Source organism: Methylobacterium sp. 1030 (genome assembly GCF_040544715.1).
Taxonomy (GTDB): Bacteria; Pseudomonadota; Alphaproteobacteria; order Rhizobiales; family Beijerinckiaceae; genus Methylobacterium.
On the sequence record NZ_JBEPKM010000032.1, the window covers coordinates 23621 to 40229 of the forward strand.

Below are 16609 nucleotides of genomic sequence, written 5' to 3' on the forward strand. Positions count from 1 at the left end.
TTCGCTTCACTTTTTTGCCCACAAACTTCATACTTGCCGCCATTGCAAACCCAAAGATTTGAGAAGGGGAATTCATGAAGACTTTTTACGGGACTAAAAAATTGAACGCCATTCCTATGACGCGTGGCGTGTATAACGACTATCGGGGCTGGCAAACGCCGGCAGATGAGGATCCGAACGACGCTGGCTATCTGGTCGAATATGCAGATGGCGGCAAACCTAACCATCCTGGCCACGGCGGCTACATCTCTTGGTCGCCAGCAGACGTCTTCGAGGCAAGCTATCAACCGCTGGACGGCTTGAGCTTCGGACACGCGCTGGTCGCCCTGAAAGACGGCCACAAGGTCGCCCGCGCCGGTTGGAACGGCAAAGGCATGTTCCTCTATCACGTCCCGGAAGGCGCTTACCCAGCCCGAACCGAGATTGCCAAAGCGACGTGGGGACAAGACGGCCTAGTCCCGTATGGTGCGTACATCGCGATGAAAACCGCACAAGACAACGTCGTGCCGTGGCTGGCGTCGCAGACCGACGTGCTGGCGAACGACTGGCAGATTATCCCATAACCCGACACCCAGCCCACGAGAGAGAAAAACCCGCCAACGGACACGAGCCTCGGCGGGTTTTTCATGCCCACGAACCTCATAAAAGCGCCCCAGCGGTTTCACAGCAGCGCCCACAAACCTCACCGAATCGGCCATATTTGCCCATAGGTTTCAGCGTTGCCCCCAGATCCTTCATAGTTGCCGGTTTAACGATATGGTAACGCTTGGCTTTTCGGCACGGAATCTAGAAGGTTTGAATAGATAGAATACCTTGAAGCGGATTATGGGGATTCCCGGAAAGCCTGCCGTCTGGCACAATACGGCATGGACGACGAGGAGATGAGCAAAGCGATTGATCTGGCTTTCGGTATGCATTTGAGCATATGCGGCAACCATTTCATGGCCGAAACCATCAGTAACAACAGTGTCCAGCAGCTGAAGTATGAAAGCCTCGTGTACGCACACGGCGTTATTCTGGCGAGAGCGTGCGCCGACCTAGCCTATGGACTGGCAGAGCGCGGAGATTCGCTCGCATCGTTCTTCAATGACGTTTCCGGCGTGTATTCCACAATCATCGGACACCACGCCCATGCCGAAGATGAGCCAACACCGGAAGCAGAGCGCATTATGAGCCGCGCTATCGTTTACGGGCAGTCGGTGCTTCTGGCGGATATCTTCTACGCGCTTTACCGCCCCGGTTAACGAAACAGGATTCACAGCCCTGACACGCTCTGGCAGAATCGGGTTTTCGAGGGAAAGCCATGATCGACCGCCGCGCCTTGTTCGGATTCCTGTCGCTGCCCTTCACACCAGCGCCTACATATGCGGACGCCCGCATGGTGGAGCGTTTGGACAAGATCATCGAAGCCGCGCAGGAGCTTCGTTCACAGTTCGACGGATCGGGCCGCCTTCATACACTGTCCGCCCGCTTCCTGTCCGGCTCGCTCTCTCACCGATCCGCCCTCCTGCAAAAGGCGATCAGGCGGGGCTACCCATGAGAGCGAATCGTGTACCGGAATGACTACATCGTGGCGCTTTGTCTGATGCGGAAGCTTTGCGGCCGGATCGAAGCCCGCCACGCAGAGGTGATCGACCCTGAGAATTCGGAATTGGGGCGTGAATTCGCTTCAGCGATGCAGGGAAATTTGGCCTGCAAGCTCGCCGCGAGAGTGCTTGCCCTGAGGGACACGAACTATGAAAGGGTCGATCCGGGTTTCGTACGCCGGATGGAGCATCTATGGAGCTTGGCCGACTCCATCCTCGACGCTGACACCCGATCAGCCGGACAATCCGTAGACGCCATCATGGCGCGTGCCTTGGTAGACGGCATCGGAATCCAGCTCGCCAAAGAGGTGATGCTGCTGTCAGGCGAAGTTCACCGACCAGAGACACACTGAGCATACCTCGCGATCGCTTCCGTCAAGCCCGCCGCTACGCGGCCCTTCGGCTTCGGGGCTGGACGTGCGCTCTTCGCTTCGGTCTTCTGGAATTGTCCGGGACGAGGATCATGTCCGTTTTCGCCTCCGGCGGGACCGAACCAGGATCATAGGGACGGGCTGTCCGCCTTTCGCGGCCACCCGACCCTGAAGAAAAACGGCTTTCGAGAAAGCGATAAAAACGGCTGTCTATAATGGTATAATGCCGTCGATCTATATTTACCTCTTGCTTGAATGATATTTTTTCGTCACCCTCGCCTTTGGGGGTAACATGCACGACGATTTTCCGCTGGTGATTCCACCGGCCGCCAATCCCGAAGCCCAGATCATGCACCGCAAGGCCGACCGCGCGAGCGTCGGCTATTTCCAGCGCGCGCATGTCGCGAAGGTTCTGGCCCGGCTGAACAACACGCTGCAGGACGCCGCCGTCCATGTCGCCTACGCGCCGATGCTCTGGGACGCCCCCAAGGAGTACCGCATGATGAACTACGGCGCGCGATCCGGCGGCATGCGCCCGATCGGCGCCGAGGAGAGCGAGGGCCGCATCAACTTCCTCGTCGAGCGCAAGAAGGTGTTCGTGCGCTGGCGCAAGGCTGCACCGCAAAATGCCATTCTGACATGCGAGGATTTCTGCCAGCGGGAATTATCGCTTTATGCCATTCGAGAAAAACATAATGTCAGCTGGGACACGGCCATGGAGCGCCTTCAGGTCGGGCTGAACGAGTACGCCATCGCGGCCGGGTGGGGGGACCAGATCAATGGCCGACCCTAAGGACGACAACGTCATGAGCTTCTTTTCGGGCCGTCCGGTCGCGCCGCGCGACGTGCTGCCTCAAAAGCCACGCGCGGCGACGGCGGACGAGGAGCTGGCGCTCTTCAACGACCTGACCGCCTTCCTCATAAGCCGCAAAGGGAACCTTACCCGGATGCAGATTGTAGGTATCTGCGACGCGTTGAAAGACTTCGCGAAATATAACGCTTGACAAAGCGGGGAGAATTCCCGCAATACTTGTGCATACTCGATTTTCTGTCTCCGCCGCGAAGCAACGCAGGCGGAGTTTTCATTTCAGCGCGGGCGTTATCCCCTTCTCACCTGCGCGAAATCAGGCCGCGCCGGTGCCGGAAACACCGCGCGGCCTTTTCATTTTCAGGAGGCCTTCATGGCAAACGAACTGATCGTCATTCCGCGCCGCTTGGATCAGCCGATCATCGGCGACAAGATGCAGATGCAGGGCAGCCACGTCGCAGCCGGCATCGAACAGCGCCTGAACGCGGACAACGCAGCCGTATTCACCTGCCCGGACGGCACCGCCTACATCGAGATCTACGCCAAGAGCGCGATCTGGTACCGCCTCACCCCCAAAGGCATGACCGCGGCGAACGCAACAGTCGGCCAGGACAACTACCTTGAAGCCGGCGGCCGACACGAGCGCTGCGCCGAACCCGGCTGGACTGTCAAGGCGATCGTCGACTCCTAAGCCTACACCCAAACCCGCGCACTTCCGGCGCTTAACGGATGCCCTCACAGCATGAGCAAATTAAGTAACAAGCAGATCCGTTTCTGCGAGGAATATCTTGTCGACCTGAATGCGACCCAAGCGGCGATCCGCGCCGGCTATTCGCAACACACAGCAGGATCAATCGGCGAAGAGAACCTGAAAAAACCTGACATCGACGCCCGCATCAAGGCTCTTCAGGCCGAACGCTCGAAACGGACCGAGATTACCGTAGACATGGTCCTTCAACGCTGGTGGGCCATCGCCAACGCGGACGCCAACGAATTGAGCGAGCTTCGCCGCCGCTGCTGCCGTTACTGTCATGGCGAAGGCCACGAGTATCAATGGACCGAGCGGGAATTCAAAAAGGCGCAGGAACGCTATCTGGAGTCCCTGAAAGAGGATGATTTCGCCGACGAGGACGAGGAATTCGCCTCTGAACCGCTGGCACCTCCTGATCCGAAAGGCGGCTTCGGCTGGGATCCGCGCCTTGAACCGCATCCGGACTGTCCGGAGTGCTTTGGTGAGGGCGTGCCGGATATCGTGTTTAAGGACACGGGCAAAGCCAGCCCAGCCGCCCGCCTTTTGTATGCCGGCGTGAAGCAGACGAATTCCGGTCTTGAGATCAAGACCCATGACCAGATGAAGGCGCTCGACAACGTGGCCCGCCATCTGGGCATGTTCAAGGACAAAGACAACAGCCCCTCGGCCGTAACCATACAGGTTACGCGCTTCTCTGATGCCGACGATCCGCCTTCCACATAACTGGAAGCCGCGGGCGTATCAGCTCCCGCTCTGGCGATACCTTGAGAATGGCGGAAAGAGGGCTCTGGCGGTCTGGCACCGCCGCGCAGGTAAAGACGACCTCTGCCTGAACTTCACGGCCTGTCAGGCCATGCAGAAGGTCGGCAACTACTGGCACATGCTGCCCGAGGCGGCGCAGGCCCGGAAAGCGATCTGGAAGGCGGTCAACCCGCACACCGGCAAGAAGCGTATCGACGAGGCTTTCCCCCTCGAAATCCGCAAGTCGACGAACGACACGGAGATGTTCATTGAATTCATCAATGGCTCGTCCTGGCAGGTTTTGGGGAGCGACAACTATAACAGCCAGGTGGGCTCTACGCCTCGCGGAATTGTCTTCTCCGAATGGGCGCTGGCAGACCCTAACGCTTGGGCGTACATGCGGCCGATCCTTGCCGAGAACGGCGGATGGGCGCTCTTCATAACCACGCCGCGGGGCCGCAACCATGCCAAGAGCATGTACGACGCGGCCACCAAGGCGATGGGTGAAGATGGCAGCTGGTTCTGCCAGAAGCTGACCGCCGAACAGACGGGCGTGTTCACGAAGGAGACGCTGGAAAGCGAGCTTCGCGAACTGATCGCCGAGATGGGCGAGGAAGAAGGAACGGCCAAATACCTGCAGGAATATTTCTGCAGCTTCGACGCAGCCCTGCCGGGTGCCTATTACGGCAAGGAGATGAACGCGGCCGAGCAGGAAGAGCGGATCCGCATCCTGCCATACGACCGGCGGTATCCGGTCTATCCGGTGTTCGACCTTGGCTTCGGCGATTCCACGGCGATCCTGTTTTGTCAGGTCATTGCCGGCGAGCTTCGCGTCATCGACTACCACGAGAGCAGCGGCCAGAGCGTGCCTTTCTACGCCAAGCTGATGCGCGACAAGCCCTATGTGCTGGGCAAGCTGATCCTGCCGCACGACGCCGGCACGGGGTCGGTCAGGACGGGCAACACGATCGAGCAGCAGTTCAACGATCTGGGCTTCGAGACGGAAGTGCTGCCGGTTGTCAGCCGTGACGCCGGGATCAAGACGGCCCGCACCACGCTGGCGATCACGTGCTTTCATTCGACCAACTGCGAACGGCTGATCGAATGTTTGAGGCACTATCACCGGGAATGGGACGACAAGAACAAGGTCTTCCGTCCGACACCGAAGCATGACTGGTCCAGCCACGGATCGGACGCCTACCGCTATGCGGCGGAGGCTTTCAACGCTGGCCTGATGGACCCGGAAAACACGAGCAACAAGGATGAGAAACCCAGCGATGCCCCGATAGGGCCGCAGGGCTGGATGGCATGATAGAAAGCGATAATTCGGAAAAAACGGACAAGGAGCGATCCACGGCGGCCACGGAGAAGCTGCTGGCCGAGGCGCATGCCGATTTCAAGACGGCCAAGGACTATTACGACGAGGAATACGCGAACGGCGAGGAAGACGCTGAATTCCTGCAGGGCGATCCGTGGCCCGAGAACATCCGCAAGATGCGCGAGGCGCAGGGAAGCCCCTGCCTGCACATCCCGCGCCTCGCGCCGTTCGTCCACCAGGTCGAGAACGAGCAGCGTCAGAACAATCTGGCGATCAAGGTTTCCCCGGTCGACGACCACGGCGACAAGGAGACGGCCCGCATCCTGCGCGGCATCATCCGCAACATCGAAACCACGTCCGGCGCCTCGATCGCCTACAACAGGGCAGGGCACAACCAGCTGCGCCGCGGCATCGGCTGGATCAGGATCACGACCGCCTACGCGGACGAGCGCTCTTTCGATCAGGACATCCAGATCCTTGAGGTGTTCGATCCGGGCAGCTGCTATATCGACCCGAACCACAAAAATCAGGACGGATCGGACGCAGAATACGGCTTCGTTTCCGAGATGGTCGACCGTGCCGTTTTCGAAGCGCAGTATCCGGGCAAGGATCCTGTCAGCTTCAAGGAATTCGGCAGCGTCGATGGCGACTGGTGTACGGAAGACAAGGTTCGCGTCGCGGAATATTTCAAGAAGGAGTGGAAGGATACCACCCTTTACCAGCTGCTGGACGGAAACACCTGCACGGCCGAGGAAGCCAAGGAGCAGGGAATCGACGTTGCCGGGCTCAAATCCCGCAAGACGCGCATTCCGACGATCAAATGGTACAAGCTCACGGCGGCCGATATCCTCGAAGAGACGGTCTGGCCGGGCAAATACATTCCGCTGGTGCCGGTTTACGGCGATCTGATCTGGCATGAGGGCCGCCGCATCGCCCGCTCGCTGATCCATGATGCCAAGGACTCGCAGCGCCTTCTGAACTACTGGAAATCCGTCCACGCCGAAACGATCGCGCTGCAGCCGAAAGCGCCTTACATCGGCGCTGTCGGCCAGTTCAAAACCAACCGCGAGAAATGGCTGAACGCCAACGTCACGAACGCAGCCTTCCTTGAGTATGACCTGGTCGACCACAAGGGCCAGCTTGCGCCGGCTCCGCAGCGTCAGGCGCCCCCGACCGCATCCATCGCCATGTTTCAGGAAGCGATGGCGGCCGGCGAGGACATCAAGAACGCGCTGGGCATGTTCGAGGCCTCGCTGGGCCAGCAGGGCGACGAGAAGAGCGGCAAGGCCATTCTGGCCCGCCAGCAGCAGGGCAACAACGCCACGTTCCATTTCATGGACAACAGGGCGGTCGCGATCCGTCAGGTGGGCCGCATCATCATCGACCTGATCCCGAAAATCTACGTCGGCGCCCGCGTGGTGCGCATTATCGGCGAGGACGGTCAGGAGGAGACGGTCAGGACGATCACAGGCGCTGGCAAGCCTGCCAACCAGAACGAGGGTATCTATGCGCTCGACATGGGCAAATACGACGTTGTGGCCGATGTCGGCCCCGCCTACGCCACCAAACGCATCGAGAGCGTGAACACGATCATCGAGCTGATCCGCGCACAGCCGCAGATGGCGGGCATCGTGGGCGATATCCTCTTCAAGAACCTCGATTTCGCGGAAGCGGACGACATTGCCGAGCGCCTGAAGGCCCAGCTGCCGCCCGAGCTTCGCGGCGACGATCCGACCGCGATGCAGCTGCAGCAGGCCGCAAAGGCGATCGAAGCCCTGAAAGCGCAGATCGCCCAGATGGATCAGGCGCTGAAGGACAAGAGCCAGAGCGAGCAGCTCGACCGCGAGGTCAAGCTGAAAGAGCTGGATATCCGCTCCAAGGAAGTCGACAACAAGGCTGTCGAGGCGCAGGCGAAGCTTATGCCGCCCGCGCCTGTCATGCCTGCGGCCGATCCCGCGGCTGCAAACCCCATACAGCTGCCGCCCGGCGTCACGATGGAAGCCATTATTCAGGCCGTCATCGCGCTGGAAGGGCAGGTCGAGGACGCGTCCAACGCGCTCAACATGATTCTCTCCCACGAGGGAGGCGAAGAGGGGACTGCGGCCCCTGAACAAGCCGCTGCTTAAACCAAGGAACGTAAATGACGACCGAGAACGACCCGACGCAGGCGGCTCCTGCGCCCGGGGCTGACGCCCCGCAACAATCCGCACCGTCCGCGGACACACAGGACGAGGGCCAGACCGAAGGCGGCGATAATGAAGCCGGCGAGGGTGGCGAACAAAAGACCAAACAGCAGCCTTCGGAAGCAGACAAGATCCGCCATGCGATGCAGAAGCGGTTCGACAAGGTCTATTCCACGGGCAAGGATTGGGAACGACGGGCAACGGCGGCCGAACAGGAACTCGCCAAGCTCAAAGGGCAGCAATCCGGGCTGGTAGAACCCAAACCGACCGACTTCGAACACGGCGAAGACGATCCTGCCTACTGGAGGGCGCTCGGCAAGTACGAGAGCCAGAAGGAAGTGCTGGATCAGAAAGAAGCCGACGCCAAAAAAGCGCAGGATGAAGCTTACGCCAAATCCATCGAAGAAGGCCGCAAGGCATTCGAGAAACGGGAAGCGGCCTTCGCCGCCAAAGTGCCGGACTACGATGCAGTTCTGGTGGAGACATCGGCGCTCATCAAGGCGGCAATGGCGACAGACCCGCAAAACCCCGCTCTCAAAGTGATCAACACCGCCATCATGCACGACGATGACGGCCCGGCGATCGCCTACCATCTCGGCCAGAACCCCGACCTTTTCGACGAACTCATGACCAAGACACCGTTCCAGGTCATGCGCTCGCTCGCGAAAATCGGGTTCGAGCAATCACAGCCTGCCTCCGCCGCTCCCGCTCAACCAACCTATAAGGCGCCACCCGAACCCCTTCAGCCCGTCAACGGTCGCGGCCAGGTCGAAAAGAACCCGGACAAGATGACGATGGATGAATGGCTTGTGTGGCGAAGGAAAAACCTATCAGCCAAATAAAGACGTGAAGGAGCGTCCCTGATGAATGGCAAACTCTATCCTCACCCCTACCGCAGTTACGCGGGAAGCCCTGCGTATCCTGCACCAGAAGCTTAACTTTGTCGGCTCGATCAACCGATCCTACGACGACAGTTATGCAAAAGAAGGCGCGAAGATCGGCGACACGCTGAAAATCCGCCAACCGAACCAGTACAAAGTCCGTACCGGTGCAACCCTGTCCGCCCAGGACACGAACGAAACGTCCGTCGACCTGAAAATCCAGACGCAAAAAGGGGTTGACGTAAACTTCAGCTCTGCAGAACTGACGCTCAACCTCGACGACTTTTCGAAGCGTATTCTGGATCCTGCGATGGCGGTTCTTGCAGCCAACATCGAGGCGGACGCCTTCAACATGTACAAGGATGTCTACCAGCAGGTCGGGGCACCGGGCACGGTGCCGAACAGCCTGAAAGTCCTCAACCAGGCCCGCGCCAAGCTGACGGACTCTCTGGCCCCGACCACGGATCGCTCAATCATCCTGAACACGGACGCACAGGTCGAGATTTCGGACGCCCTGAAGGGTCTTTTCAACCCGCAGGACAAGATTTCCAAAGCCTACCGCGATGGCGTTCTGGCGCCCAATACGGTCAGCTTCGGCGACATCTACGAGAACACGATCGTCCCCGTACATACGAACGGCTCGGCGACCGGTTCCCTGACGGTGACGGGCGCTCCGGTCGAAGGTTCGAACACGATCAACCTGACGGGCACGGGCACGCAAACCCTGACCAAGGGGACGGTGATTACGATCGCGGGCGTTCAGTCCGTTCACCCGGAAACGAAGGTGGCATCCGGCAAGCTGCAGCAGTTCGTCGTTACGGCGGACGTGGCGGCTGTCGGCGGATCCTACACGGGCGTTCAGGTGTCCCCGGCCTTCATCGCGTCGAACACCAACCCGCGCCAGAACATCTCGGCCCTGCCGGCGACTTCGGCCCTCGTCACGGTCTCCGGTTCTGCCTCCACCGGCTACGCCCAGAACATGGCGTTCCAGAAGGACGCGTTCGCCTTCGCAACGGCCGACCTGATCATGCCGAAAGGCGTGGACTGGTCTGCCCGCGAAGTCATGGACGGTCTGTCGATGCGTATTGTTCGCCAGTACGACATCAACAACGACAAGTTCCCGTGCCGTATCGACATCATGTACGGTTACGCGACGATCCGCCCGCAACTGGCCTGCCGTATCACGGCCTAATTCCCTCCAAAGGAACCTTGAAAGCCGCCCTTTCCGGGCGGCTTTTTTCTACCCGCGTTCGCTTTTAAACCCAACAATCCAAGGAATGATCCATGCCAGAATTCGAAAGACAGTGGCTTCATCAGGACGGCAAGGAATCCGTCCTCGTCGAAACCAAGGAAGCCTATGACGCCGCCATTAAGGAAGGCTTCAAGCCCGTGAAACACAACCAGCCCGTCTCTGACGACACCGCCGAGCTGCAGGAGCAGCTGAAAGAGGCGCGCGCCGAGATCTCCACGCTGAACGGCCTCCTCGACAAGGCGAACAAAACCAACACCGAGCTGACGGCCGAATTGGAAACGCTGACCAAGGCGAATGCCGAAGGCGCCAAGCAGCTGGCCGATGTCCAGAAAGAGCTGAAAGAGGCAACCGCCGCTGCTGCCAAAAAGGCGGGCAAATAACCCATGGCAACGGTCCGCGACCTGATTACCCGATCCTTGAGATTGATTCAGGTGATCGGCGCGGCCGAGCCTGCCGGCGACGAGGACGCAGCCGACGCCCTCGTCACGCTGAACGAAATGCTGGAAAGCTGGTCGATCGAGAAGGACACGATTTTCGAAGAAAAGCGCGAAACCTTCCCCGTTTCCGCCGGCACCGCAAGCTATACCATCGGGCCTGCCGGTGTATTCGCGACTGTCCGCCCCGTCCAGATCAAGGCAGCCTTCCTGCGCGAGGGTACATCCGACCTGCCGTTGACCATCATTGACGACGTGGAATATTCCGCGATCCCGGACAAATCGGCCTCAACCAAGCCTTACCGCCTCTATTACGACGCCAACCACCCGCTGGGCACGCTGATCTTCGATAGCGTCCCGCCCGCCCCTTACACGCTCGGGCTGACCAGCCTGAAGCCGCTCACCACGCTGGCCGACCTCAACACGGTCCTCTCCCTTCCGCCCGGCTACGCGCAGGCGTTGCGCTACAATCTCGCCCTGCAGCTCGCGCCCGAATACGAGCGCCCGGTTTCCGACGACGTTCGCCGCATCGCTGCCGAAAGCAAGGGCGCGATCATGGACGCCAATACCATGAACCAGAACAACTCCTCGCAGGTCGATCCCGCGCTGATGCAAATCAGCTGCATGGGCAGGTGGCGATGAGACTGCCGCTGGTCGGCCCATCCTACCGCCTCGACGGCCGGTCTTTCGACTGCCAGCGCACGATCAACCTGTTTCTGATCGCCTCGGAAACCGGCACTTCCAAATCGCCCGCCTGCCTCCGGCTGACGCCCGGCCTTGCGTTGTTCGCGCAGGCCGGCGGCGGGCCGGGCAGGGGGTGCAAGACGACCGCCAACGACGGGCGCGGCTTCGTCGTGTCCGGCAACGGCTTTTACGAGGTGCTGGAGGACGGCACGACCGTCCTGCGCGGCACCCTGCTGACTTCCGTAGGCATGGTCTCCATCGCCGAGAACGGCAGCCAGGTCATGATCGTGGACGGCCGCTTCGGCTACATCTTCACGATCGCGACCAACGCCTTCGCCCAAATTACCGACCCGGATTTTCCGGCGTGCTCGATGGTCGACTATCAGGACGGCTATTTCATCGTCTTCAAGCTTGGTACCGGCCAGCCTTACATCTCGGCGATCAATGACGGCTTCAGCTGGGATCCGCTCGATTTCTCGTCGACGGAAAGCAGCCCTGACAACCTTGTCGGGTTGATTTCCGACCACGGCCAGATGCAGTTTTTCGGGACGCGCAGCGTGGAAGTGTTCAACAACACCGGAAACGCGGCCTTCCCGTTCGAGCGCGCGGAAGGCGCGATCATCCAGACCGGTTGCGCCGCCGGCTTCACGATCCAGCGCTTCGACAACACGGTTGTCTGGCTCGGCATCGACGAGCAGGGCCGCGGCGTCGTCTGGAAGATGAACGGCTACAACGCGCAGCGGATATCGACGCAGGCGATCGAGGGGCGCATCGCCTCGGCCAAGGATTTCACGGAGTCCTATGCGTGGACGTACCACCAGGAAGGACATATTTTCTACTGCCTGCAGGTCAAAGGCCTCGACACGACGCTGGTTTATGACGGCACGGTCGGCCAATGGCATGAACGCAGCTTTTTCAACAAGAGCCTGTCGCGCAGCGAGCAGCATCGCGCCGCCGGTCATTTCTTCTTCGCCCAGAAAAACCTCGTCATCGACCGGGAAAACGGCAACATCTACAACCTGTCGAACAAGGTCTATTCCGACAACGGCGACGCGATTATCTGGGAGCGCACCTTCCCCCACCTGTCGCAGGAAGGCGCGATCATCCCGCACAACGAGCTGGTGATCGACATCGAGCCCGGACAAGGGCTTGCGAACGGGCAGGGCAGCGATCCCAAGATCAGCCTGTGCTATTCCGACGATGGCGGCTTCACCTTCACCTCGTTCCGCAGCACGAGCGCCGGCAAGATCGGCCGCTATAAGGCGCGGGCGCGCTGGACGCGGCTCGGATCGTCCCGCGACCGCGTCTATCACCTGCGCGGCTCCGACCCGATTTTCTGGCAGCTGAATGACGCCTACCTGAACCCGCCGAGGGCTGCATGACCGCGCAGTTCCCGCCGATCAAGGAAGTGATCGCAGGCCAGAGCGGCTTTGCCCCGAACGTCTGGGCGCGCTGGTTCCAGTTCGTATCGAACGCGGTCAACGGCCGCGCGCCGGTCCAGCTGCAGGGCTTCGCCAAGGCGGACGTTCCTGACCCGGCAAGGTGGGAGGGAAGCCTGATTTTCGTGACCGACGATGTCGGCGGAGCCGTCCCCGCATTTTCGGACGGCACCAACTGGCGGCGCGTCACTGACCGCGCCGTGATTTCATAAGGAGGATTCATGGGATTACTTGGAAGCCTCGCTGGAGGCGTGCTTAGTGGCGGCGCTGGCGGCGGCGCGGGAAAAGCCGCTGGTATTCAGACCGCCGCAGCTGAAAAAGCCCTGCAGCTGCTGGAAGAACAGAACCGTCAGGCCCGCCGCGACGTGCGACCGTGGTATCTGGCCGGGACGAACGCTTCGGATCTTCTGTCGAGCTATCTGGGCCTGCCCGGCCCGAGCGGCGAGGATTATTACCGCCGCTATCTTCCGGCCGAGGCAACATGGACAGGCAAAGGCCGATCCGGGAACGAATACGTCGCTAACCGCGGCGATGATTTCTACCTCCTGAAAGAAGACGGCCTCTACACCCAGAAGAACAAGCGCGACGGCTCGCAGCCGGCGGACGCGGACTGGACGAAGATGGATATCGCAGGCCCGGTCACGCGCCCGGAAGGGACCGGCACGCTCCTCGACCCGTACCAGTATCAGGAAGATCCGGGCTATCAATTCGCGCTGGACGAGGGCAACAAGGCGATCGAGCGCAGGCTGGCCGCGCAGGGCAAGATATTCACGCCCGAGGCGGTGAAGGCCTTGTCGGAATACAATGTCGGCGCGGCGAACCAGACCTATAACGACGGTTTCCAGCGCGACCAGCAGCAGAAAACCTCGATCTACAACATGCTCTCGGGCGTATCGAACGCCGGGCAGAACGCCGCCAACACCCAGATCGCCTCGGGCCAGCATTACGCCGATGGCGCTGCCGAACTGAACACCCAGATCGGCAACGTGCAGGCCGCAGCCCAGCAGGCGAAGACCGCCAGCCGCGGCTCCATGTTCAGCAATCTTGCCCAGATGGGGATCAACGCCGGAATTGGATACGCGACCGGAGGCTGGGGCGGCGCGCTTGCCGGCCTGCTGAAGTAAGGAGGAACCATGCCTTTAGACCCGTCGATCCCTTGGGGATCGTACAATGCGGCGCAGGATCGCCGCCGCCTCGACATGGCGCAGCAGCAGATGGAGGACGAGCGCCAATGGCGTGCGGCCCAGCTCCAGACGCAAGGCGCCGACCTCGACAAGATCGCCGATCGCGCGCTCCTGAAAAAGCAGATGGGCCAGCCCCTCGATCCCCGCGAGCAGGCGGGCCTCGATGCGTGGAACGCCAAGCAGCAGATGGGCCTGTCCACGGACATGGAAGGCAACATCTACCCGTCCAAGCGCTCGATCTACGACATCATCGGCGGCGCAGCCCGCCCGACCGGCATCAATCCGGCCGCCGGCAAGGCAGGCCTGCCGATCGGTGAATTCCCGTCCGGGACGAAGGCGCCCGCCAAGGGGATTTCGATCTACGACACGAGTGCCGAGGCCAACGGCGCGCTGGACGCCATCGGCGATGCCCTGCCCAAACCCACGGCGGACGGCAGCAAGCCGCTGACGCTGGCCGAGCTGCAGAGCATGATCCCGGCGCTCGATGTGAAGGATCTGGGCACGCTTCCCCCGGAAATGGGCGGATCCGACCTGCCGCAGGTGCCGAACCCGAACCGCGATCAGATCCCGCAGCCGGACACGAGCGGCGAGTCGCCGTACCGCCAGAAGGAAGCGTGGAACCAGACGAACAACGCCAACGCCGACCTGAAGAAGACCAAGCTGCAGAACCAGGTGCCGGGCCTCAAGACGCGCGACGGCTATGTGCCGAGCGCGGACGACGCCAAGCAGACCAAGGAAGTGGCGCAGGCCGTCGACATGCTGGACAGCCTCCTGACCGATTATCAGTCCGCGCTGGACAAGAGCCCGAACCCCGTCGCCGGATCGCCCGAAGCCCTGCAGATCAACCAGCTGCGGGCGCAGATCGGCGCGCAGGTCAAAGCCATGGAAACGCTGGGCGCCTACGACAGCGGCGTGCAGCAGCTCATGAACCAGATGCTCGGCAACCCGATCATCGCGGGCGGCACGACCATGGACTTCGCGGCCAACCCGATCGACAGCATCATGTCGACGAAAACCAAGGCCGACCCGGCCACGGCGAAGGCGCTGAACAAGTCGAACATCGACGCTTTCCGCAAATACAGCCGTGAAAAGCTCAAATCGACTGCCGGGGCGCGTGGCTTTGAGGCGCCGCAGGGCGGGAAAGCTGTCTCTTATCAGGAGTATTTTAAATAATGCCAGATGTGGAAATGCCTGACGGCGTGATCGTGAACTTCCCCGATGACATGCCGAAAGAGCAGATCCGCGCCCTGATCCAGACGAAATTCCCCGACGCGGCCAAGGGGGCGGAACCCTCCTCGCCGCCTGCGGCGGCTACGGAGCCGCAGGACGGGCAGGAACCAGCCGCCGCACCTTCGCCCGCCGAAACCCCGAAACAGCCGATGCTGGCCCGCCTGAAGGGCACGCTGGGCCGTGCCGCAAAGCTCCTCTTCGATCAGGGCATGCAGGGAGCGACCGCGAACCTTGCCGACGAGGCCCAGAGCGCGATCGGCGCCGGCATCGCCTCCGCCGCTACGGGCGAACCCTATTCCAACCTCTACCGCGCTTCGCAGCTGGACGCGAACCGCGAACTCGAAAGGCAGCAGCATGACCACCCCATCGTTTCAGGCGCGGCGCAGGTCGCAGGAGCAATCGCAGGGCCGGGCGCAGCCGCCACGAAACTTCCTGCTGTTGGCCGTGGGCTGGCAGCTCTCGGCCGCGTGCCCGGCGGGATCGCCCTCCAAGGCGCTGCTGTCGGCGCGGCTTCCGCTCCCATCTATGCGGCAGGCGCTGCACAGGAAGGCCAGCGAGCTGACGCGGCGGGAGACGCTGTTGTTCCTGGCGCTTTGGTCGGTGCTGTTGCTGCCCCTGTTGCTGGAGCGCTGGGCAATGTAGCCGCCAACACGCTGGGGCCGCTTTCGAGGAAGGCTGCCGCCTATATCGGCCGCAAGAGCCAGGCGCGCCAGATCGTCGAAAAGCAGCTCACCGCCAACCCCGACCTGCCGAACGCGATCCGGACGGCTGAAAACCGCATGGCCGTGGCCGACCGCGAGGGCGTGCCGCTGAACCTTGGCGAGGCGCTGGACGACAATTCCTTGCGCGCGACCGCCGCCGCCCTGCAGGGCCGACCGGAAACGGCCGCGAGGATGCAGAAATTCTTTGCCGACCGCTCCGCAGCGGTACCGGGCGCGATCGACCGGAATATCGGCGCCATCGCCCCGAACGTCCGCACACCCGACCAGGCCGGCGGCAAGCTCATCAAGGCGGCCGAGGACAAGATCGAGCGCATGACGACGAAGATGCAGTCGGACGCGCACCCGTTCTACGAGCAGGCCAAGCTGGAAACGATCCCGGAGGATTCCCCCGTCCTGAAGCGCATGACCGTCCGTCAGGCGATTGCCGCCGCGCGCAAGGCCTACCCGGACGAGATCCCGCCGCTGGAAATCCCCAAAGGCCCGAACGGGGAAAAGCTGCCCGACGCGCTGATCCAGAAGCTGCGCCAGTCCGGCCAGCTGGGCGAGGGCGTACCGGACAATTCGATCGCCGTGCTGCACCACGCCAAGATGCAGCTGGACGTGATGATGAAAAAAGCCGTCGAACAGGGCGACAACACCCGCTCCAAATATCTCGGCGAGGCGCTGGGCGAACTGAACGCCGCGCTCGACAAGGCCTCCCCGGCCTATGCGCAGGGCCGCCAGATCTACCAGCAGCAGATGCCCGATATCCAGCGCCTGAAAGAGGGCCGCGTGGGCGACCTGACGCGGATGCGCGCCAACGGGCCGGAAAAGGCGACTGCCAAATTGTTCGAGGGATCGCCGACCGCCACGCGCGAGATGGTCGCGGCGCTCGGCCGCCCGGTCTCACAGGAAGCGGCTGCCGGCGAGCTGCGCCGGATCGCCGACACGAACAAGAACGACCCGCTGACCTTCGCAAACAAGGTCTGGGGCAACACGCCGTCGACGGCGGCGCAGGAGCAATGGCGCACCGTGCTCGGCACCAA

Annotated in this window: 19 protein-coding genes; all 19 read left to right on the forward strand. The window is 61.5% G+C overall.

Translation table 11 applies throughout. The annotated features are described in order from the left end of the window. Window positions 1-74: 74 nt before the first annotated feature. Window positions 75-563, forward strand: a complete 489-nt coding sequence (locus ABIC30_RS29645; RefSeq protein WP_354456584.1) for a DUF2829 domain-containing protein — start codon at window positions 75-77, stop codon at window positions 561-563. 303 nt (window positions 564-866) lie between these two features. Beyond that, complete coding sequence (locus ABIC30_RS29650) at window positions 867-1244, forward strand: hypothetical protein (protein ID WP_354456585.1); 378 nt, start codon at window positions 867-869, stop codon at window positions 1242-1244. Window positions 1245-1303: 59 nt separating this feature from the next. Then, entirely contained in the window at window positions 1304-1540 is a 237-nt protein-coding gene (locus ABIC30_RS29655) for a hypothetical protein (RefSeq protein ID WP_354456586.1), read from the forward strand. Window positions 1541-1549: 9 nt separating this feature from the next. Beyond that, window positions 1550-1939: a hypothetical protein gene (locus tag ABIC30_RS29660; protein WP_354456587.1), complete on the forward strand. Its 390-nt coding sequence runs from the start codon at window positions 1550-1552 to the stop codon at window positions 1937-1939. Window positions 1940-2249: 310 nt separating this feature from the next. Then, window positions 2250-2750, forward strand: a complete 501-nt coding sequence (locus ABIC30_RS29665) for a hypothetical protein (RefSeq protein WP_354456588.1) — start codon at window positions 2250-2252, stop codon at window positions 2748-2750. Further along, window positions 2737-2961: a hypothetical protein gene (locus ABIC30_RS29670; protein WP_354456589.1), complete on the forward strand. Its 225-nt coding sequence runs from the start codon at window positions 2737-2739 to the stop codon at window positions 2959-2961. The genes ABIC30_RS29665 and ABIC30_RS29670 overlap by 14 nt, the downstream gene beginning before the upstream one ends. 177 nt (window positions 2962-3138) lie before the next feature. Further along, window positions 3139-3456 carry a hypothetical protein gene (locus ABIC30_RS29675; protein WP_354456590.1) on the forward strand — a complete coding sequence of 106 codons (318 nt, stop codon included), beginning with the start codon at window positions 3139-3141 and terminating at the stop codon, window positions 3454-3456. Between the two features lie 51 nt (window positions 3457-3507). Then, entirely contained in the window at window positions 3508-4239 is a 732-nt protein-coding gene (locus tag ABIC30_RS29680; protein ID WP_354456591.1) for a terminase small subunit, read from the forward strand. Next, on the forward strand, window positions 4214-5569 hold the full coding sequence (locus ABIC30_RS29685) for a hypothetical protein (protein WP_354456592.1): 1356 nt from the start codon (window positions 4214-4216) through the stop codon (window positions 5567-5569). Before ABIC30_RS29680 ends, ABIC30_RS29685 begins: the two co-directional genes overlap by 26 nt. Beyond that, entirely contained in the window at window positions 5566-7701 is a 2136-nt protein-coding gene (locus ABIC30_RS29690) for a portal protein (protein ID WP_354456593.1), read from the forward strand. Before ABIC30_RS29685 ends, ABIC30_RS29690 begins: the two co-directional genes overlap by 4 nt. A gap of 14 nt (window positions 7702-7715) precedes the next feature. Further along, a complete protein-coding gene (locus ABIC30_RS29695; protein WP_354456594.1) occupies window positions 7716-8600 on the forward strand; it encodes a hypothetical protein in 885 nt (294 codons plus the stop codon). 25 nt (window positions 8601-8625) lie between these two features. Continuing rightward, window positions 8626-9831, forward strand: coding sequence for a P22 phage major capsid protein family protein (locus ABIC30_RS29700; RefSeq protein ID WP_354456595.1), 1206 nt, complete (start codon window positions 8626-8628; stop codon window positions 9829-9831). 92 nt (window positions 9832-9923) lie between these two features. After that, a complete protein-coding gene (locus ABIC30_RS29705; protein ID WP_354456596.1) occupies window positions 9924-10271 on the forward strand; it encodes a hypothetical protein in 348 nt (115 codons plus the stop codon). 3 nt (window positions 10272-10274) lie between these two features. Next, window positions 10275-10967, forward strand: a complete 693-nt coding sequence (locus tag ABIC30_RS29710) for a phage adaptor protein (protein ID WP_354456597.1) — start codon at window positions 10275-10277, stop codon at window positions 10965-10967. After that, a complete protein-coding gene (locus tag ABIC30_RS29715) occupies window positions 10964-12391 on the forward strand; it encodes a packaged DNA stabilization protein (protein ID WP_354456601.1) in 1428 nt (475 codons plus the stop codon). Before ABIC30_RS29710 ends, ABIC30_RS29715 begins: the two co-directional genes overlap by 4 nt. Further along, window positions 12388-12660, forward strand: a complete 273-nt coding sequence (locus tag ABIC30_RS29720) for a hypothetical protein (protein WP_354456598.1) — start codon at window positions 12388-12390, stop codon at window positions 12658-12660. Before ABIC30_RS29715 ends, ABIC30_RS29720 begins: the two co-directional genes overlap by 4 nt. Before the next feature lie 9 nt (window positions 12661-12669). Beyond that, window positions 12670-13572, forward strand: a complete 903-nt coding sequence (locus tag ABIC30_RS29725; protein WP_354456599.1) for a hypothetical protein — start codon at window positions 12670-12672, stop codon at window positions 13570-13572. A gap of 9 nt (window positions 13573-13581) precedes the next feature. Continuing rightward, complete coding sequence (locus ABIC30_RS29730) at window positions 13582-14805, forward strand: hypothetical protein (protein WP_354456600.1); 1224 nt, start codon at window positions 13582-13584, stop codon at window positions 14803-14805. Beyond that, window positions 14805-16609, forward strand: a 1805-nt coding sequence (locus ABIC30_RS29735; RefSeq protein ID WP_502915878.1) for a hypothetical protein, incomplete at its 3' end; no start/stop codon positions are given. The genes ABIC30_RS29730 and ABIC30_RS29735, both read left to right, overlap by 1 nt.

Excerpts from the sequence above, each read along its gene's own strand:
- ABIC30_RS29705 (WP_354456596.1), top strand. The coding sequence starts at position 9,924 with ATGCCAGAATTCGAAAGACAGTGGCTTCATCAGGACGGCAAGGAATCC.
- ABIC30_RS29695 (WP_354456594.1), top strand. The coding sequence starts at position 7,716 with ATGACGACCGAGAACGACCCGACGCAGGCGGCTCCTGCGCCCGGGGCT.
- ABIC30_RS29670 (WP_354456589.1), top strand. The coding sequence starts at position 2,737 with ATGGCCGACCCTAAGGACGACAACGTCATGAGCTTCTTTTCGGGCCGT.
- ABIC30_RS29730 (WP_354456600.1), top strand. The coding sequence starts at position 13,582 with ATGCCTTTAGACCCGTCGATCCCTTGGGGATCGTACAATGCGGCGCAG.
- ABIC30_RS29655 (WP_354456586.1), top strand. The coding sequence starts at position 1,304 with ATGATCGACCGCCGCGCCTTGTTCGGATTCCTGTCGCTGCCCTTCACA.
- ABIC30_RS29665 (WP_354456588.1), top strand. The coding sequence starts at position 2,250 with ATGCACGACGATTTTCCGCTGGTGATTCCACCGGCCGCCAATCCCGAA.
- ABIC30_RS29710 (WP_354456597.1), top strand. The coding sequence starts at position 10,275 with ATGGCAACGGTCCGCGACCTGATTACCCGATCCTTGAGATTGATTCAG.
- ABIC30_RS29685 (WP_354456592.1), top strand. The coding sequence starts at position 4,214 with ATGCCGACGATCCGCCTTCCACATAACTGGAAGCCGCGGGCGTATCAG.
- ABIC30_RS29700 (WP_354456595.1), top strand. The coding sequence starts at position 8,626 with ATGGCAAACTCTATCCTCACCCCTACCGCAGTTACGCGGGAAGCCCTG.
- ABIC30_RS29720 (WP_354456598.1), top strand. The coding sequence starts at position 12,388 with ATGACCGCGCAGTTCCCGCCGATCAAGGAAGTGATCGCAGGCCAGAGC.
- ABIC30_RS29715 (WP_354456601.1), top strand. The coding sequence starts at position 10,964 with ATGAGACTGCCGCTGGTCGGCCCATCCTACCGCCTCGACGGCCGGTCT.
- ABIC30_RS29725 (WP_354456599.1), top strand. The coding sequence starts at position 12,670 with ATGGGATTACTTGGAAGCCTCGCTGGAGGCGTGCTTAGTGGCGGCGCT.
- ABIC30_RS29675 (WP_354456590.1), top strand. The coding sequence starts at position 3,139 with ATGGCAAACGAACTGATCGTCATTCCGCGCCGCTTGGATCAGCCGATC.
- ABIC30_RS29650 (WP_354456585.1), top strand. The coding sequence starts at position 867 with ATGGACGACGAGGAGATGAGCAAAGCGATTGATCTGGCTTTCGGTATG.
- ABIC30_RS29690 (WP_354456593.1), top strand. The coding sequence starts at position 5,566 with ATGATAGAAAGCGATAATTCGGAAAAAACGGACAAGGAGCGATCCACG.
- ABIC30_RS29680 (WP_354456591.1), top strand. The coding sequence starts at position 3,508 with ATGAGCAAATTAAGTAACAAGCAGATCCGTTTCTGCGAGGAATATCTT.
- ABIC30_RS29645 (WP_354456584.1), top strand. The coding sequence starts at position 75 with ATGAAGACTTTTTACGGGACTAAAAAATTGAACGCCATTCCTATGACG.